We start from the raw sequence: 16,798 nt of genomic DNA on the forward strand, positions 1-16,798 counted from the left end.
TCAACTCTCCCCTTACTTCTCATGATTCAGTTTTTTGGAAGGTAAACTGAAAAAATGGCTCCTCCTTCTGGCTGATTATACACTTCAATAGATCCTCCAAGCTCATCTACCATTTTCTTTATATTTGCCAGTCCGTATCCTCTGTCTGTACCTTTGGTTGAAAAACCTTTTGTGAAAATTTGATTTAGTACTTCTTCTGATATACCAGGTCCGTTATCCATCACTTCAATAATTAAATCATGACCAATATCGGTAATAAAAAACGACACTTCTTTTTCAGGCTGCTGACTCACCGCTTCAAATGCATTATCAATTAAATTCCCAATAATGATAATGAGATGAGAAATTTCAATATGTTCTGGGAGCGTATCGAGTGTACTCTCCGAATCAACCGAAAAGTGAATTTTCTTTTCAGATGCTTTTCCAATCTTCCCAAGCAATATTGCTTGGACTTTAGAATCTAGTATCTGATCAAATAGAATACGGTTTTGTGTTTGGTGTACGGCTGATTCTTTTTGAATAAACTCAAATGCATCTTTGTACTGCCCTAACTGCAGCAAACCCGACAACACATACAGCTTATTCGTAAACTCATGCGTTTGAGCTCGTAAATCCTCTGAATACTTTCGTACTTCTGAAATCGTATTGATTAAACTTTTTAATTCTGTCTTATCACGAAAACTAGCGACCACTCCTACAATTCGCTGATGTTCAATAATAGGTGTTAAGTTTAAGATAAACGTTTTTTCATTTAGAAAAATCTCTTGGTCGCTTCGGGCTATTCCCGTATCTAGCACTTCAATCATATTCGTATAAGGAAACACTTCAATGATATGATGATGTAAATATTCCGTCTGTAGTCCTAGCATATTTTTAGCTGATGTATTCATCATCGTAATAAAGCCTTGATGATCAATAGCAATAATTCCTTCTTTTATCGAAAGTAAAATCGCATTTCGTTCACGGTATAAAGAAGCGATTTCATGGGGCTCAAGACCGAGAGTATCTTTTTTAATACTTTTAGCTAAAAAAATACCCCCGATCATACCAAGCAATAAAACAGCTAGTGAAAATAGGATAATTTGCTGAATGCGCGTAATGAGCTGAGCATGAACATGAGACTTTAAAAACTCAACCGTCACTACTCCCACGACCTCCGTATACTTTCCGTGACTGATGACAATAGGCGCTTTCCCCATAATTGCAGGACCTGTGGTTCCCTCTCCGTCAAGCGTATAATATCCGCCGAATAATAGTGCTCTATCGTTAACCGCCTCTTTGTCTTTCTTTCCTATCCATTTTTGATTAGCATGAGAATAGATGATTTGCTCACGGTTTTGAACTACAATACTTGCTGCTCCGATTTGTTCCCTCACTTGCTCGGCAAGCGGCTGAATGTAGCGACTCGGCTGTTTTTTTTGAAAAGCAGCTTTGACTTCCGGCATAAATGATATTGATTTGGCTGCTTGAAGAGCCAGCTGCTCGGCTTGCCTTTTAGATTCTACAAACTGCATGTAAGAGAAAATACTCGCTAAAAGAACAATAACAGTTATGATTAATGCTGCTGATAAACCTACGATTTTTGTTTGCAGCGATACTTGAAACCATTTTTTCATTTCATCGCACCTTTAGCCTTTACCTTATAGTTCTATTCCTCTTTTATTTTATCAAAATTTTTTGTATATCCGCTCCTTATTCCAAAAGCTTTTTAGACAAAAAAACTTATCAATCCCAAAAGCGGAATTGATAAGTTTTTAGGTTCATGATCTTTACAGCGTAATAACTCCTGTAATAATAGCTACTAAAAGCATCACCATCGCTGTTCCAATCGTCCACTTTAAAGTAAAGCGCTGGAATTCACCAAGCTCGACTTTTGCCATACCGACCAATAGATACGTAGAAGCAACTAAAGGACTTAGTAAGTGAACAGGTTGACCAATCAATGAAGCACGGCCAATTTCTGCAGCATCAATACCGTATGCTGAAGCTGCTTGAGCAATAATTGGTAAAATCCCATAGTAGTAAGCATCATTTGACATAAAGAACGTAAATGGCATACTTGTGATGGCTGTAATCACAGACATGTAAGGCCCTAACGCATCTGGAATTAATCCTACTAAACTATTACCCATTGCATCTACCATTTTTGTACCTGATAAAATACCTGTGAATACGCCTGCTGCGAATACAAGAGATACAACAGCAAGTACATTACCGGCATGTGCTGTGATACGCTCTTTTTGAACTTCTAAATTTGGATAGTTAATCATGATAGCGATTGCAAATCCAATCATAAACAGAATTTGAAGCGGCATAACTGCTGTGATAAGTCCTACTAATAAGAGAGCTGTTAAAGCAAAGTTTACCCATAAAAGCTTCGGACGCTTGTACTCGATTCCTTCAGCAGCGGCTGCTTCTGCAAAAGCTACTTGAGCATTTGTAACGTCTTGAATATCAATAACACCTAAGCGCTGACGCTCTTTTTTCCCGAAATAGTAAGCCGTAAATAATAACCAAACAGCTCCACCAATCATGGCTGGAATCAGTGGTGTGAACACCTGTGAAGCATCTAACTTCAATGCGCTCATCACACGTGCAGTAGGTCCGCCCCAAGGCGTTAAGTTCATAACTCCACTACCCATAATAGCGATACAGGCTAAAATCATAGGCTTCATGTTTAGCTTTTTATAAAGCGGAAGCATCGCTGAGAGCGTAATCATATATGTTGTTGTTCCGTCTCCGTCTAATGAGATAATAAGAACTAAAATAGCTGTACCAATTGTGATTTTTAGTGGATCACCTTTTACGATTTTTAAAATTCTTCCTACAACTGGATCAAACAAACCAGCATCAATCATAATCCCAAAATATAAAATAGCAAACATTAACATAACGCCTGTAGGTGCTAATTCTTTTACACCATTTAAAGCCATTTCTCCAATATCACTTGTGAATCCCCCTATGATTGCAAACAATACTGGAATAACCATTAAAGCAATAAGCGGCGTTAATCGTTTTGTCATAATTAGAAACATAAATGTACAAACCATCAAAAACCCAAGAATAGCTAACATTATTACCCCTCCTATTTTTGAATCCGCTTTCATAACAGTGGAAGCGATTCGTTTGTATGTATGACTCGCATATGTATGCCAGTTCGTCTATACGATTACAACATCGCTTGTTCACTATTAAGTTGTACCTTAAAACTTTAAAATTTTCTGTTTTTTCTTAAAATAATCATAATTTACAGGAGGGTATAGTGTAAATAATTCGTACTATAAAAACTTTTAAAACTTTATGGGTAATTAAATCCTTTTTGTTCATTGGAAGAATAAAAGAAAGGAAGAGGAAAAAAGATAGGAAAATAAAAAACGGAGAGAGAGGAACTATTCTCGTGAATTATTCAATTTGAACTCTAAGAGAATAAGCTCCAGGATGAGGAGTTTTATTCCATTGAGTAAGAGACTCCTCTAAAAATGGAATGTTTTTCAACTTCTTTGTTTGGAACTTTTCTATTTTTGAATATTTCTCTAAAGCATACGTATTAGCAAACATTTCTTGCGTTCTATTTCCTTCTTTTAAAAGCGTTCCATTTGTCATACGATCCACATGATGGCCTAATTCATGCAGAATGATAAAAGCAAATTGATGAGGCTTTTTATTTTTTGTTGTATCGATAAAGACAATAGGACATTCCGTTACTGTATATTTAATATAGTCAATTTCAAACTGAAGTTTGCGCTTATCTTTTGGAAGGTTATCATTAAATTGGCCATAGTACACGCCTAGCACATCTTTCCCTTGCACTTTTACACTGCCTAAGCAATACACACCTTTTAGCCCATCCCAGTCTTTTTCGTCTGTTACATTAGCAATTTCCTGCAGGGCGGCTTTTTGCTTCGCACTCATGACTCCATGAAACGTTACGCCATGAATTTGGATTTTTTCACTACGCTTAAACATCTTCTTGCCTCCTTTGCTAAATTCCTTCTACAACATATTATTTAGCAATAAGTATATTCATTCACAATACATGGTTAAAAACATGAAGTTAATGTCAAGATTCCCGTTTTGATGTTTTTTAACCCTGCTTATATGCTGCTTCGTTTATTTTCTATTTTTACTATATTACATATGTAGCCATTAATAAAATATCATTTTTTTATGATTTATCATTACTTTTTTTTATTTCTATTTTTGTTTATCGATAATCTGAAGCCTCCGTATCATTTTTAAATTTAAAACCATTGCTATATAAAGAAAAGGATAGCAAAAAAACGAGTATAGCGTCTTCCATTCGTTATAATAAAACACTTCTGTTTGGGCAGAAATGTATTCAAACAGGGTTGTAAGAATTACCCACACTGTAATATATAAAGCTTTTTTAGCCAAACTCTTGCTCTGTGGATAAAAATTTAAAAATACACTATTCGTTGCAGGATAAACAAAAATAAAAATTAAAAGATATTCAAAATCTACTCCTTTTGTGAAGAATCCATAAAGATCATATTTAACATCAAGATATATATCTGCTACCGATCCTAAAAACATAACAAACAAAGAAGTTGTGTACATTTCTATCCAGCTGATACGTTTTGGCATAACTAGTACACTCAAAATAGAAATCACCGTTGTAAGGATTAAGAGCACCATGCTGAGGACCTCGTTTTCTATAGGAGATAGAAACAGCTTTCCCATTGGATATTAAATTCATTCTGAAGGCTAAAAAATTAAGACTTCGCAGAAAAAGAGATTGAGGCATAACGAAAGCAAGCCAAACTAAATACGAACAAATAGGATAAATGATTTGGACTGCGTGGTACACCGCTGTTGATTTTCGTGCAAAACTTCACTTACCCTTCTGCGGGGTCTCAGCCACTCCACTTTCCTCCCGGAGTCTTCGCCTTACCCTCTAATCAACAGCTAGAAGCAAATATATACAATCTACGTTCACCATCACAATAAAAGATCCGAACGAGTTGGATTCTCTATCAAGAATCTCAATTCATCGTTCGGATCTTCCTTCAACTAAACTACTTTTGTTTCAGCTTCTTTTTGTTAACGAAAGGAAATGATGCAAGAACCAAGCTCTTGCTGTCCCCATTTAAGTGAAAGCTCATCATGATGAGTAAGCGGACCTACTCCCTCAGGTGTCCCTGTAAAAATAAGATCTCCTTTATCAAGACCAAAATGTTTTCCTGTAAAATCAATAATCGTTTGTAAGTCAAAAATCAAATCTTTAATATTCCCCAGCTGCACGCGTTCATTGTTTTTCACTAACGAAAAGTCTTTCTTCTTAGATGCTTCTACTCCTTCAAATGGAATAAAGTTTCCCACAACCGCTGAACGTTTGAACCCTTTTGCAAGCAGCCAAGGGTGCTTTTTTTGTTTTAATTCGCTCTGCACGTCTCGAAGGGTCAAGTCTAATCCAATCGTCATCTCGTCAACAAGTTCATCTACTGTTATGCCCTCTTTGTAAGATTGTCCAATATGAAGAATCAGTTCAGTTTCAAAGTGCACCTCTCCTTGGTCGCTAGGAAGAGCGATTGATTGTCCAGCTGCTTCAACGAGAGCGTGAGTAGGTTTGGAAAATAAAAAAGGTGATGTTGGAATATCATTATGTAATTCTTTTGCATGCAGTGCGTAGTTCCGCCCTACACAATAAATATTTTTAATATCTTTCACTTTCATCATCCCTTCTTTCGTTCAAATAAAGATTTTTCAACTTGTATTCTTTTATTTTACAAGAAAAAAAGATTGGGACATAATAAAATGAATCTAATCTAAAGACAGAAAATGGGGATAAATGAGCTGAACTGCTTATGACACCTTTGTTGATTTCCGTGTAACAGCTAGAAGGACCTGCCCACACGAAACCTACGTTCACCATGACCATAAAAAACACGAACGATCTATTTTTGATAGATCGTTCGTGTTTAACGTTAGCGAAACAACTTTTCTCACATTCTCTTTCTTTTAATCCGTTATTTTCTAGCCCATTTTGTAATGCCTTTGATATCATCTGGAGTTGTACGACAGCACCCTCCGATTAACTGAGCACCTGCTTCATACCAGCTGTGAGCGCTGCAGCCATACGTTTCGCCTGCAGATATCCCGTTCCATGTTTTAGATTCAGCATCATAATGCTCCCCTGAATTTGGATACACAATGACTGGCTTATCCGTTTGAGATTTAATTTCTTTAATAAGTGAAGAAATATATTGAGGCGGCGTACAGTTAACTCCAAGAGCCGCTACTTGCTCATAGGAATCCAGATAGCGTGCACACTCCGAGATTAATGTTCCGCTGCTAATGTGCAGGTCATCTTTTGCGCTGAACGTAATCCATGCGTACGCTCCTTCAAACTCTTCTAGCAGCCTCGCAATGGCTCTTGCTTCCATTACATTAGGAATAGTTTCACAAGCTAATACGTCTGCTCCTGCTTCAATTAATGCTTTCATACGAGGACGATGAAATTCCATTAACTCTTCTTCTGTTACGTCATACTGTCCAGTATATTCCGATCCGTTTGCTAAAAATGCTCCGTAAGGCCCTACCGAAGCGGCGACAATTGGTTTTGGGCGATTAAGACGATTCTCTTCTTGCTGCCAAAATTCATCTCTTGCTTCAGCCGCAATTTTTACAGATGCTTGAATTAACTCGCGAGCCTCTGCTTCACTCAAACCACGTTTAGAAAAACCTTCAAATGTGCTTTGATAACTTGCTGTAATCGCACAGTCAGCTCCTGCTGAAAAGTAATCTTGATGCACTCTCTTAATCAATTCTGGCTGCTCCATCAGCACTTTAGCAGACCATAAGCTGTCGTTTAGATCACAGCCATATCTCTCCAGTTCAGTTGCCATTGCACCATCTAGTACAATCACAGGAAATGTATGTAAAATTTGTTGGATAGGATTCATTGTTTAATCTAGGGTTGTCCACTAGCAGTTAGCTTCGATTACCCTATCCTCCTTTCAGATAATTTAAAATATATGCAAAAAAGTCTAAAGGACTAGGCAACTTTTGTCAAGAAACCGAAAAAACGAGCATGGATTTATAACCAAGCTTTTTTTAATCGTTTTATTCCTTCTTCTATTTCTTCTCTCCCCAAACTTCCGAAGCCTAACAAAACATGAGGCTTTTGTTTAGGTACTTCCGTAAGCCAATAACGAGAGGTACCGTAGACAGAGACATCTTGCTTTCGAGCTGCGTTAATTAATTGCTGTTCGTTCATATCGTTGTGCACGCGTATAAGTATATGCAAACCTGCAGATTCTCCTGACAACGTGATGTTTTTGTTAAACTCCTTCTGTAAAGCTGCTAAAAGAGTACTGTGTTTCAGTTGATAAGCAGTTCTTACTCTTCTTAAATGCTTACTCCACTCTCCATTTTTCATCATCAGCCCGAGCGTCCGCTGATGGAGAGTTGGAACAGCTTGCTCGTATAAAGAGAAGCGTTCATGATATTCCTTTAGAAGAACTTCAGGTAATACAAGGTAGCTGATTCTTAAAGAAGGCATAAAAGATTTTGAAAATGTACCTGTATAAATGACGCGCCCCTCAGTGTCTAAGCTTTGCAATGAAGGGATGGGAGAGCCTTTATAACGAAATTCTCCGTCATAATCATCTTCAATAATAAACCCGTTGCGGTCATTCGCCCATTTAAGAAGCTCTATTCTTCTTGAAACAGGCATGATCATTCCGTATGGAAACTGATGAGATGGTGTGACATAAACAGCTCGTGCTAGGCTATCATAAAGCTCTTGGATGTTTATCCCTTTGTTATTAAGCGACACGGGTTTTAAGGAAAATCCATGCTGCTTAAATACAAAGCTAGCCCCGTCATAACAAGGGTTTTCAAAGGCAATGTCCCAGATGCTTGGTTTTAGCATCTGCGCTAGTAAACTGAGTGATTGCTGCGTACCTGCTCCAATAATAATTTGATGTTTTGAACAAACCACTCCTCTTGATTGATAAAGGTACGTCGCAATTTCTTCTCGCAGTGATTCTTCTCCTTGACTTTCTTGGTAAGTAAACAGAGATTCTCTATAAGTTTGAAGACTTTCATTGTATCGTTTTTTCCACTCATCCAAAGGAAACAAACGGTTATCAACTTTTCCATACCGAAAATCATAGGTACACGACTTTGTTTCTGAGTGAGGATGTAAAAATACAGTCGGCTTTCTATCTGTTTGCAGTAAATCAAACTGTGTATTCGTTACGTACAGTCCACTTTTGGGCCTGCTTTCTACATACCCTTCAGCTAAAAGCTGCTGATAGGCCATATCTACAGTATTTCGACTTACGTTTAAGTAATCAGCAAAAGACCGGATAGAAGGCAGTTTGTCATTCACTTCTACCCTGCTGGATACAATTTCTTTTTTTATATATTCATATAGCTGGTGATACAAAGGCATATCATCTTTGCGGTTTAATAAAGGTGTGAACTTCACGCTAGCTCCTTTCATCTGTCCCTATTTTATTTTTCAAATCTGGCTCTTTTAGAGGGGATACATTTCTTTTACTATAAGTGTAGATCATCTGATTAAAAAGGAGAAGATTTAATGACTACTATTACAATTCGTCAAGCTAATGCCGCTGACATGGAAGCACTTATTTCATTAATGAACGAATACATTGTTGATTTTTACAAGCGCCCTCAGCCTACCAAAAAGCAGCTGAGAAATTTAATTAATCACTTATTTCAGCATCCGGATGCTGGCGTTCAGTTTATCGCGACTCAAAATGACGAAGCAGTAGGTTTTTCGACGCTTTATTTTACATTTAGCACCACGCGTGTAAAGCCTGTAGCGATTTTAAATGACTTGTACGTTACTGAAAAAGCAAGAGGACAAAAAATTGGAGAAAAATTATTTTCGACTAGTCACCAGTATACAAAAGAACATCAGTATGCAACTATGTCTTGGGAAACGGCTTATGATAACACAAGAGCCCAAATGCTTTACAGAAAAATGGGCGGAAATGTAACAAACGATGAATGGATTCACTACGACATTTCAAACGATATTTTATAATATTCTTCCATCCATAAAGTTTTAACACGTTCTTAACACTCCTTTCATAAATGTGTTTTATGATGAATACGACAAATAAATTAGTTTCTGTATGTATTTGTCACATTCTCTGTTAAAGTTTTCACAAAGTGTTCAAACTTTAAGTGAAAACGCTTTCTATTTTTGTGTATAATAAAAATATGCAAATGAAAATGAATGTTACAGCTCGTTAATCATAAACATTTTAAATATGGAAGGAGTTTTGAAGATGATTTTAAAAGCATTAAGAAAAAACGGGGCCGTTACAATTAACTATTATAAAAACGGTTTGCTTCAAACGTTTAAAGGAAAAGTACAGCGCCTAGATTTAACGGACCAAACGCTTTCATTAAAAGATGAGCAGCAAAATACTTTCTCTATTCGCTTATCGGGAATTAAAGAAATTTATTAATGAATAGTTTACAGTAAAAAAGAACATGATGTTCATTCTGCTTTGCAGAAGTCATCATGTTCTTTTGATTTTAGCTTTATTTAGCTGATGTTTCTGTTTCTTCTTTCCCGTACATATATTTCGAAGGGTCGACTGTTTGAAAATCCTTCAGCTTGTGGAAACGAAGCAAGTCTCCATAAAGCACTTGATCAGATAACTCCAGTTCTTTTGCTACCTTCTGTTTATAAGCTTTCATTTGATTATTTTCTTTAAGGGCTTGGCCCGTCTTAGAATCATAATACGTTCCATCCACTAATGTATATTTAGGAGATACGTAGTTGCCATTGCGGAATGCAACTACATCATCATGATCCTTAGAAAATAAATCTGTGCCAAATTGGATAAACTCTTTGCTGTCAATCCCTACTAAATGAAGAAGAGTTGGCACAACGTCAATTTCTCCACCGTACGTATGATTAACTCCGCCTTTCACTCCAGGAACGTGAATGAATAGAGGTACACGCTGCAGCTGAGCATTTTCATAAGGGGTAATTTCTTTTCCCATTACTTTTTCCATTGCCGCATTATGATTTTCAGAAATACCGTAGTGATCTCCATAAATCATAATCACAGAATTATCATAAAGCCCAGAAGCTTTCAGTTCTTGGAAGAAAGATTGCAATGATTCGTCTAAATAACGAGCCGTTTGGAAATAACGGTCAACTGTTGCATCGCCCGTGTTAGCCGGCTGTATGCTTGCCTCATTGTTTCCAAGTAAAAATGGAAAGTGATTTGTTAACGTAATTAAATGCGCATAGAACGGCTGCGGTAAAGACTGCAGCATTGGAACAGATTCTTTAAAGAACGGTTTGTCTTTTAAACCATAATTAATTTTATTTTCACCCGTCATATTGTAATAACTTGCATCAAAGAACTTATCCACACCGAACTGCTTGTAAATTTCGTTACGGTTCCAAAACGTCTTATAGTCTCCGTGCAGCACAGCGCTCGTATAGCCAGCTTTTTGATCCAAAATAGCTGGCGCTGCCTGATACGTATTGCTTCCTTTCAGTACAAAGGCAGAACCTTGAGGAAGGCCGTATAGAGAATTGTCCATCATCAGCTCAGCATCTGATGTTTTTCCTTGTCCCGTTTGATGAAAGAAGTTATCAAAATACGTAAAGTCATTTCCATGGGCCAACGAATTTAAGAAAGGTGTCACTTCCTGGCCATTTAATTTGTAATCAATTAAAAAAGACTGAAATGATTCCAAATGAATTTTAATAATATTTTTCCCTTTAGCTTTTCCAAAATAAACGGAATTAGGCTCCGCATAATGACTGTTTTTAAAATTAACGACGTTTGTTAAATCATTGCTGCTTGCAAAAGCTCGCTGTTTAGAGTTTTGAGCAGTCTGAACACCGTCATACATCGTATAATTATAGGCGCCTAAATACTTTACTAGATAATTGCGGTCAAAAGTTCGAGATAGAAGCTGCGGGCGATCAATTTCTGCTAATGTTAAATTTACAGAAAAAACCATAAATCCTAAAGAAAGAATGGTTACAGCATTCTTAACCGATACTTTTTCATTATGCCAGTCAATTTTTTTACTAAAAAAGAAGAAAAAATAAATAATAAAATCAACAAAATAAAAAACATCATGTGCTTTTAATAAATCCATAATGCTTCCGCCCATACTTCCTGCATTACTTGTTTGCAACAGTGTAGGAAGCGTTACAAAATCGTTAAAAAAACGATAATAGAGAACGTTGCTGTATAACAGCAGCGTCATAATGAAACTGCCTGCAAGGATCCAAGCTCCTGCTTTCTTTCCTTTTAAAAATAAGCCGATTCCTAAAAAAATCAGCACTGAACTCACAGGGTTTATGAACAGCAGCATTTGCTGCATTACGCCGCTTACGCCTAAGTTAAATTCAGTTTTATAAGCCACATACGACTTTATCCACATTAAAACAGCGGCTAATATGAAATAGTGCAGCGGCTTAGAAACGATTCGCTTCATTTTGATTTTCCTTTCTCGATTAGTTTATGAGTAGATTCACAAAGAACATATAGAAAACCTTTATCATTGTACTCATAGAAAATGAAAATTAAATGAAATCCTAGCCTTCACAACCATAGATAGATTCTTTAAATTCATCTACTAGTTTACCTAATACCCACAAATAAATAAACTAAAATCACCTTTTTTATCATAAAACCCCTTCTTCCCTCATATACTGTACTCTGTTGCAACACCCGTACTGCAAACTTGTGCATTTTTTCACAATTTATATACAAACTATTCTCATCTTGTTGTATAATAATAATTCTGCCTTGAGCATTCTCCACATTCTTATGCTTAAGCCACAGCTTTCTTTTCATAACAGATGCACACATGAAAGGAGATGAATTAATGATTTTAAAAGCGTTAAAGAAAAACAAACATGTAACCGTGAATTATTACGAAAATGGCCTGCTTCAAACCTTCAAAGGAAAAATCCAAAATTTAAACCTAACCGACCAAACCCTCTCCCTACGAGATGAAAAACAAAACATTTTTTCCATTCGTTTGTCTGGCATTAAAGAAATTTATTAACAAAAAAGATCCTGAAGAATTCTTCTAGGATCTTTTTTGTATTTTTTATCCATAAACTATTGAAAAATTATCCAATTAGTGTTAAATTAACTTTACATAATGTTAAATCAACTTAACAAATTCATTAAAAAGACAGCGGGTGATCATATTGACTCTTATTAATCACGTAAAAGAGCTTAGAGCTAAACATGGATATACGCAAGGAGATTTAGCTGAAAAAGTTGGAGCCACTCGCCAAACCATTGCAGCTATTGAAAAGGGAAATTACGTTCCTTCCCTACTACTTGGTTTAACAATTTGTGATGTCTTTCAATTAAAAATGGAAGATGTTTTTACACTTCAAAAGGAGGAGAAAAATGTTGAGTAATGTTATTAAATCTTATTTGTTGAATGTAGTGTCCCTGTTGTGCGTAGGTTGGTTTTTATATGATTTTTTAAGCCTAAATATTCAATTTAGTGAAGTTATGACCGACCCTGAGCCTCCGTGGGAAATTACTATGTCTATAGGCTCTTTTGCTTCTTTAATTGTTCTTTTAATTGTCTCATTTTTTTACTACCGCGCGCGTAAAAAGACGAAGAACGTTTCGCCTTTATTATTTCCTTTTGAATTTGCAGAAGAAGATGAACGTGAAAAGATGATAACAGCAGAAGCTTGCAAAAAAGCCTTTGTTTTCCTCCTATTTTCTATTCCTATAGGTGCTATATTAATAGCTTTTTATCCGCTGTTACCTAATTCTTTTAGCTTCTATCCCATTGCCGTTCTTTTGCTTCTTTCTCTTGTACAGTTAACGGTTTATTACGTATCAATTAGTAAGATTTATCGGTGATTAAAAAAGGGTTGTTCTAAAAAGAACAACCCTTTTTTAATCTAATAATTCACTCAATTCCCCCACAAAAATAATCCGACCTACATCTATTTCACTATTTTTTCATTTTCTCTGTCTATATTGAACTATAACAATTGAACGATGTATGTTACCTTCCACTGCAGTTTTTCTTCAGTGTTCAGTTGCAAAATATGAAAGATAAAAGGAGCATATCAATGGCAGCTAATAAATGGACAAAATGGATGGTTGGTTTATCGAGCGTTGCTGCATTTACCACTTTTATAGGACTTTCTCAAAAATATGATCAAACAAATTCAACAGCTCCAGCACTAAATAACGATGCATCAGCCGATAATTCATCTCAAACTCAAACGGAAGATGAGACGGATCTATTTCCAGATTCAGGATCTGGTTCCAATACGAACAATGGAACTAACGGGCAAGATCAATGGTCAAATGACAATTCTAGTGAGCAAAGTGATCAGTGGTCAGACGATGATTCAAGTAGCCAGCAAGATCAGTGGTCTAATGATGATGCTGGAAATAGTCAGGATAATTGGGGCAATAACGATGATTCTTCTATGCAATCAAGACCTTCTTAAGGATGTGATATAATGAGCTACTCATTTAAAGCAATGAATACCGAATTTAATGTATATGAGCTTGAAACACTTGTCAGCCAAAAAGTGGAGAGCTGGTGTTATCTTGTAGAAGAAACCCTAAGCCGCTTTCTTCCAACAAGCGAGCTTTCACAGCTTAATTCGCTGAACGGAAGATTATTTTTACCGTCAAAAATGTTGTATGAAGCTGTAAAAACAGCCTCTTACTATCACAATGAGACAAACGGGATTTTCAACCCATTTCTGTATCACTCTATTCAAACTCTAGGATATGACCAAAGCTTTGAACAACTGCCTAACAATCAGCTTCCTCAAGAAGTAGCAGCTTTTGATGCTGTTAACCCTATTATGATTCACAAAGGAATGAGAAGTATTCAGCTTGCTTCTAATGTCGGTCTGGATTTAGGCGGAATCGCAAAAGGTTGGAGCATTCAGCAAATGGCGAATCAATTAAAGAAAAAAGGAACTTCACTTGGTGCAATCGATGGAGGCGGTGATATTGTAACGTGGGGGCCTGCTAGCAAGCACTGGTCTATTGCGCTCTCTCATCCATTTGATTTATCAAAAAATCTCATGAGTATTAAAGTAAAGAGCAACAGCGGCATTGCCACAAGCAGTGTGGGCAAGCGATTGTGGAAAGTAAACGGACACACTCACCATCATATTATTGATGGCAGAATCAGCAAGCCTAGTTCATCAGAGCTTCTGCAAGTAACGGTTGTTTCAGAAGACTTGACCGTTTCTGAAGTCTATGCAAAATGCATGCTTATTCTCGGATGGGACGTCGGATTAAGATTAGCTAAAATGCATCACCCTTCTTTAGAGGTAATTGCGGTTACAAAAGAAGGCGAAGTGTTAATCGAAAAAAATGTGAAAGGTCAGGTATACCATTATGGCTACTCTCCTCGCGCAATTTAGTGCCCACTTTCCCGTTTGGAATACCATTCGGGCAGCCGGCTTAACTTCTTATTTGCTCATGTTTGTATCGGTTGCCGCTGGCATTTCTCACAGCTTTTCATTTTTTAAACCAAAACGAAAAAAACAGCTTTTGCTGGTTCATCAATCATCAGGGTGGTTCGGATTATTATTTGGCATGATTCACGGACTTGTTTTATCATTTGATCAATCGATTCATTTTTCACTTTCTGACATTTTAATTCCGTTCACTTCCGATTACAAACCAATTAGCACAGGTCTTGGTACTATTTCACTCTACATTTTATTCGTACTGATTATCACATCCGATTTTATAAAACAGCTGGGGAGAAAAACATGGAAAGCCATTCATTTTCTTGCTTTTCCAGGCTATTTGCTCGCACTGTATCACGGCATTACTTCTGGAACAGATACACAGCAACCGCTTATTCTTGGGATGTACAGCATCACTGGCTGCATCGTTTTGATTTTTCTTTTTTTACGACTTCAACACCAGTCAGCTCCTAAGAACCAAAAAAAAGCTCAGGAAAACTAAAAAACGCACTCTATCATAGAGTGCGTTTTTTCTTATCCGCGTCCTGCTTGGAATGATGGGTACTGTGTCATACCACCGTCAGCAAAGAGTGTAATCCCTGTTACATAACTTGCCTCTGAAGAAGCTAGCCATGCAGCAACCGCTGCAATTTCTTCCGGCTCTCCAATGTATCCCATTGGAATCATGCTTTCTACATCTGCACGCTGCTCAGGATCAGCGAATTTCTCAGCGTTAATCGGTGTATTAATCGCTCCCGGTCCAATGTTATTTACACGAATACCTTTTGGAGCGTATTCTAATGCAAGTGTTTCGGTCATAAGCTTCATTCCGCCTTTACTTGCTGCGTAATGAACAAATAATGGCCAAGGAATTTTCTCGTGAACACTCGACATGTTAATAACTGTTCCCTTAATATCATTTTCCACAAAATATTTAATCGCTTCACGGCTGCCTAAAAATGCTCCCGTTAAGTTCGTATCAATGACTTTATTCCAATCGCTTAAAGACATTTCATGAGATGAAACCGGATTTTCCATTCCTGCGTTATTAATCATAACGTCTAACTTTCCAAATTCTTTAATAGCAGATTGAACTAAATTGATCACGTCAGACTCAACTGTTACGTCACCTTTAACGGCAATTGCCTCTCCGCCAACTTTTTTAATTTCTTCTAAAACGCTGTTAGCTTCTTCTTCTTTCGAACGATAATTCACAACTACCTTGGCTTTTTCTGTCGCAAAACGAATCGCCATTGATTTTCCCAAACCGGTAGATGAACCTGTTATGACAACTACTTTTCCTTCTAAATCTTTATACATTGTTAATACCCTCCTAGTTAGCTTTTGGCGAGCCCTAACATGACTCCTGCTATGATGATCAGTATAATTCCAATAATAATCCCAACTAGCTGACGCTTCGTTTTCTTCTCACCTAAAATAATGATCCCGCCTAATGTTGAAATGACGATTCCCATTTGGGAAAGCGAAAAGCTTGTCGCTACGCCTACTTTAGGTTGTGAGATGAATAAAAACATATTACCAGCGGCCCAAATAAGACCTGGGATAATGTTGCGAATTGCATATTTATTAAATGGCTTATGCTTAAACGTCAGCAATACTCCTCCAATAACCATACCAATCGCTTGAGGTAATAAAGCCGACCATCCGTCTACATTAAATAGACGGGCTACTACCACATAAACTAAATAACCAACGGTTGAAATTAATAAAATAACAATTCCTTTTTTGAAGTTTCCTTTTCCTTCTTCAGCCTCTTTCTCTTCTTTGCTTTGAAGTGATGCTAAAACAATCCCTACAATAATAAAGATAAGAGCGAGCACACCAAGAATGATTGAAGTTTTTGTAGACCACTCGTGAAACACAATTACTCCAAATAATGAAGTGGAAACTAACTGAAGCCCAGTTGAAATAGGCATCGTTTTAGAAACTCCAATTAAATCAATACTTTTCAACTGATTACTTTGTCCAACTGCCCAAAATAGCCCCGATACAACTCCAACCCCAAAGATTAAAGGTGTAAGCGTAGGGTGTACAAAAATATAAATACCGATGGAGAAAATCAAAGCTCCCAATGTGGTTCCAAGTGTTTGACTATAAGGTCCTCCGCCTAGTTTCACATTGAAAAGCACAATACTTCCCCAAAATATGGCTGGTAAGACAGCTAAAAATATGTCCATGTTTCAAAACCTTCCTGTGCTAAAATTAAATGTCAAAGTGCATATTCCCCAATTTTTCCGCCATTAATCCTTTTTCAGGGACATTTTATGAATTAATGACCGCACGAAATATTCTTTGGATAGCGAAAACTGTATA

Annotated in this window: 18 protein-coding genes; 8 read left to right on the plus strand and 10 right to left on the minus strand. The window is 36.9% G+C overall.

The features are described 5' to 3' along the window. Window positions 1-26: 26 nt before the first annotated feature. From ACFX4R_RS08780 to pdxR, 7 genes are all read right to left on the minus strand, one after another. Window positions 27-1,616 carry an ATP-binding protein gene (locus ACFX4R_RS08780; protein WP_340447650.1) on the minus strand — a complete coding sequence of 530 codons (1,590 nt, stop codon included), beginning with the start codon at window positions 1,614-1,616 and terminating at the stop codon, window positions 27-29. Between the two features lie 153 nt (window positions 1,617-1,769). Continuing rightward, on the minus strand, window positions 1,770-3,074 hold the full coding sequence (locus ACFX4R_RS08785; RefSeq protein WP_028407583.1) for a CitMHS family transporter: 1,305 nt from the start codon (window positions 3,072-3,074) through the stop codon (window positions 1,770-1,772). Window positions 3,075-3,402: 328 nt separating this feature from the next. Next, complete coding sequence (locus ACFX4R_RS08790; RefSeq protein ID WP_165575524.1) at window positions 3,403-3,966, minus strand: ImmA/IrrE family metallo-endopeptidase; 564 nt, start codon at window positions 3,964-3,966, stop codon at window positions 3,403-3,405. A 228-nt stretch (window positions 3,967-4,194) separates the two neighbouring features. Continuing rightward, window positions 4,195-4,605, minus strand: coding sequence for a CBO0543 family protein (locus tag ACFX4R_RS08795; RefSeq protein ID WP_157842262.1), 411 nt, complete (start codon window positions 4,603-4,605; stop codon window positions 4,195-4,197). Between the two features lie 456 nt (window positions 4,606-5,061). After that, window positions 5,062-5,694 carry a fumarylacetoacetate hydrolase family protein gene (locus tag ACFX4R_RS08800; protein WP_377569373.1) on the minus strand — a complete coding sequence of 211 codons (633 nt, stop codon included), beginning with the start codon at window positions 5,692-5,694 and terminating at the stop codon, window positions 5,062-5,064. A gap of 293 nt (window positions 5,695-5,987) precedes the next feature. Continuing rightward, on the minus strand, window positions 5,988-6,923 hold the full coding sequence (gene mmuM / locus ACFX4R_RS08805; protein ID WP_097824257.1) for a homocysteine S-methyltransferase: 936 nt from the start codon (window positions 6,921-6,923) through the stop codon (window positions 5,988-5,990). A gap of 134 nt (window positions 6,924-7,057) precedes the next feature. Continuing rightward, the gene (pdxR, locus tag ACFX4R_RS08810; protein ID WP_323618459.1) at window positions 7,058-8,455 is read right to left on the minus strand and encodes a MocR-like pyridoxine biosynthesis transcription factor PdxR; all 1,398 of its coding nucleotides are present in this window, start codon (window positions 8,453-8,455) and stop codon (window positions 7,058-7,060) included. Between the two features lie 111 nt (window positions 8,456-8,566). Between pdxR and ACFX4R_RS08815 the strand changes: the two genes are divergently transcribed. After that, on the plus strand, window positions 8,567-9,037 hold the full coding sequence (locus tag ACFX4R_RS08815; protein ID WP_043980274.1) for a GNAT family N-acetyltransferase: 471 nt from the start codon (window positions 8,567-8,569) through the stop codon (window positions 9,035-9,037). A 229-nt stretch (window positions 9,038-9,266) separates the two neighbouring features. Then, window positions 9,267-9,467 (plus strand): YolD-like family protein, encoded by a 201-nt coding sequence (locus ACFX4R_RS08820; protein WP_074893948.1) that lies wholly within the window; start codon window positions 9,267-9,269, stop codon window positions 9,465-9,467. Window positions 9,468-9,543: 76 nt separating this feature from the next. Here the strand turns inward: ACFX4R_RS08820 and ltaS are convergent, their stop codons facing one another. Beyond that, window positions 9,544-11,472, minus strand: coding sequence for a lipoteichoic acid synthase (gene ltaS / locus ACFX4R_RS08825; RefSeq protein ID WP_043980277.1), 1,929 nt, complete (start codon window positions 11,470-11,472; stop codon window positions 9,544-9,546). 375 nt (window positions 11,473-11,847) lie between these two features. Between ltaS and ACFX4R_RS08830 the strand changes: the two genes are divergently transcribed. From ACFX4R_RS08830 to ACFX4R_RS08855, 6 genes are all read left to right on the plus strand, one after another. Continuing rightward, window positions 11,848-12,048 carry a YolD-like family protein gene (locus ACFX4R_RS08830; protein ID WP_370881275.1) on the plus strand — a complete coding sequence of 67 codons (201 nt, stop codon included), beginning with the start codon at window positions 11,848-11,850 and terminating at the stop codon, window positions 12,046-12,048. 148 nt (window positions 12,049-12,196) lie between these two features. Beyond that, entirely contained in the window at window positions 12,197-12,415 is a 219-nt protein-coding gene (locus ACFX4R_RS08835) for a helix-turn-helix transcriptional regulator (protein WP_013081870.1), read from the plus strand. Next, window positions 12,405-12,875, plus strand: coding sequence for a DUF2178 domain-containing protein (locus tag ACFX4R_RS08840; protein ID WP_013081869.1), 471 nt, complete (start codon window positions 12,405-12,407; stop codon window positions 12,873-12,875). Before ACFX4R_RS08835 ends, ACFX4R_RS08840 begins: the two co-directional genes overlap by 11 nt. 191 nt (window positions 12,876-13,066) lie before the next feature. Beyond that, window positions 13,067-13,477: a hypothetical protein gene (locus tag ACFX4R_RS08845; RefSeq protein ID WP_342314839.1), complete on the plus strand. Its 411-nt coding sequence runs from the start codon at window positions 13,067-13,069 to the stop codon at window positions 13,475-13,477. Between the two features lie 12 nt (window positions 13,478-13,489). After that, window positions 13,490-14,413 carry an FAD:protein FMN transferase gene (locus tag ACFX4R_RS08850; RefSeq protein WP_377569376.1) on the plus strand — a complete coding sequence of 308 codons (924 nt, stop codon included), beginning with the start codon at window positions 13,490-13,492 and terminating at the stop codon, window positions 14,411-14,413. After that, window positions 14,388-14,966: a ferric reductase-like transmembrane domain-containing protein gene (locus ACFX4R_RS08855; RefSeq protein WP_162213659.1), complete on the plus strand. Its 579-nt coding sequence runs from the start codon at window positions 14,388-14,390 to the stop codon at window positions 14,964-14,966. Before ACFX4R_RS08850 ends, ACFX4R_RS08855 begins: the two co-directional genes overlap by 26 nt. Window positions 14,967-14,998: 32 nt before the next feature. Here ACFX4R_RS08855 and gdh read toward each other — a convergent pair whose 3' ends face one another. Next, entirely contained in the window at window positions 14,999-15,784 is a 786-nt protein-coding gene (gene gdh / locus ACFX4R_RS08860; protein ID WP_043980290.1) for a glucose 1-dehydrogenase, read from the minus strand. 17 nt (window positions 15,785-15,801) lie between these two features. Then, entirely contained in the window at window positions 15,802-16,662 is an 861-nt protein-coding gene (locus tag ACFX4R_RS08865; RefSeq protein WP_028407570.1) for a RhaT/GlcU family sugar-proton symporter, read from the minus strand. Between the last annotated feature and the right edge of the window lie 136 nt (window positions 16,663-16,798).

Source organism: Priestia sp. YIM B13490, from assembly GCF_042787735.1.
GTDB classification, from domain to species: Bacteria; Bacillota; Bacilli; order Bacillales; family Bacillaceae_H; genus Priestia; species Priestia megaterium.

Bases quoted from the DNA above. Each gene is read 5' to 3' on its own strand.
- ACFX4R_RS08780 (WP_340447650.1), bottom strand. From the start codon at position 1,616: ATGAAAAAATGGTTTCAAGTATCGCTGCAAACAAAAATCGTAGGTTTA.
- ACFX4R_RS08785 (WP_028407583.1), bottom strand. From the start codon at position 3,074: ATGTTAGCTATTCTTGGGTTTTTGATGGTTTGTACATTTATGTTTCTA.
- ACFX4R_RS08790 (WP_165575524.1), bottom strand. From the start codon at position 3,966: ATGTTTAAGCGTAGTGAAAAAATCCAAATTCATGGCGTAACGTTTCAT.
- ACFX4R_RS08795 (WP_157842262.1), bottom strand. From the start codon at position 4,605: ATGCCAAAACGTATCAGCTGGATAGAAATGTACACAACTTCTTTGTTT.
- ACFX4R_RS08800 (WP_377569373.1), bottom strand. From the start codon at position 5,694: ATGAAAGTGAAAGATATTAAAAATATTTATTGTGTAGGGCGGAACTAC.
- mmuM (WP_097824257.1), bottom strand. From the start codon at position 6,923: ATGAATCCTATCCAACAAATTTTACATACATTTCCTGTGATTGTACTA.
- ACFX4R_RS08815 (WP_043980274.1), top strand. From the start codon at position 8,567: ATGACTACTATTACAATTCGTCAAGCTAATGCCGCTGACATGGAAGCA.
- ACFX4R_RS08820 (WP_074893948.1), top strand. From the start codon at position 9,267: ATGGAAGGAGTTTTGAAGATGATTTTAAAAGCATTAAGAAAAAACGGG.
- ltaS (WP_043980277.1), bottom strand. From the start codon at position 11,472: ATGAAGCGAATCGTTTCTAAGCCGCTGCACTATTTCATATTAGCCGCT.
- ACFX4R_RS08830 (WP_370881275.1), top strand. From the start codon at position 11,848: ATGAAAGGAGATGAATTAATGATTTTAAAAGCGTTAAAGAAAAACAAA.
- ACFX4R_RS08840 (WP_013081869.1), top strand. From the start codon at position 12,405: ATGTTGAGTAATGTTATTAAATCTTATTTGTTGAATGTAGTGTCCCTG.
- ACFX4R_RS08845 (WP_342314839.1), top strand. From the start codon at position 13,067: ATGAAAGATAAAAGGAGCATATCAATGGCAGCTAATAAATGGACAAAA.
- ACFX4R_RS08850 (WP_377569376.1), top strand. From the start codon at position 13,490: ATGAGCTACTCATTTAAAGCAATGAATACCGAATTTAATGTATATGAG.
- ACFX4R_RS08855 (WP_162213659.1), top strand. From the start codon at position 14,388: ATGGCTACTCTCCTCGCGCAATTTAGTGCCCACTTTCCCGTTTGGAAT.
- gdh (WP_043980290.1), bottom strand. From the start codon at position 15,784: ATGTATAAAGATTTAGAAGGAAAAGTAGTTGTCATAACAGGTTCATCT.
- ACFX4R_RS08865 (WP_028407570.1), bottom strand. From the start codon at position 16,662: ATGGACATATTTTTAGCTGTCTTACCAGCCATATTTTGGGGAAGTATT.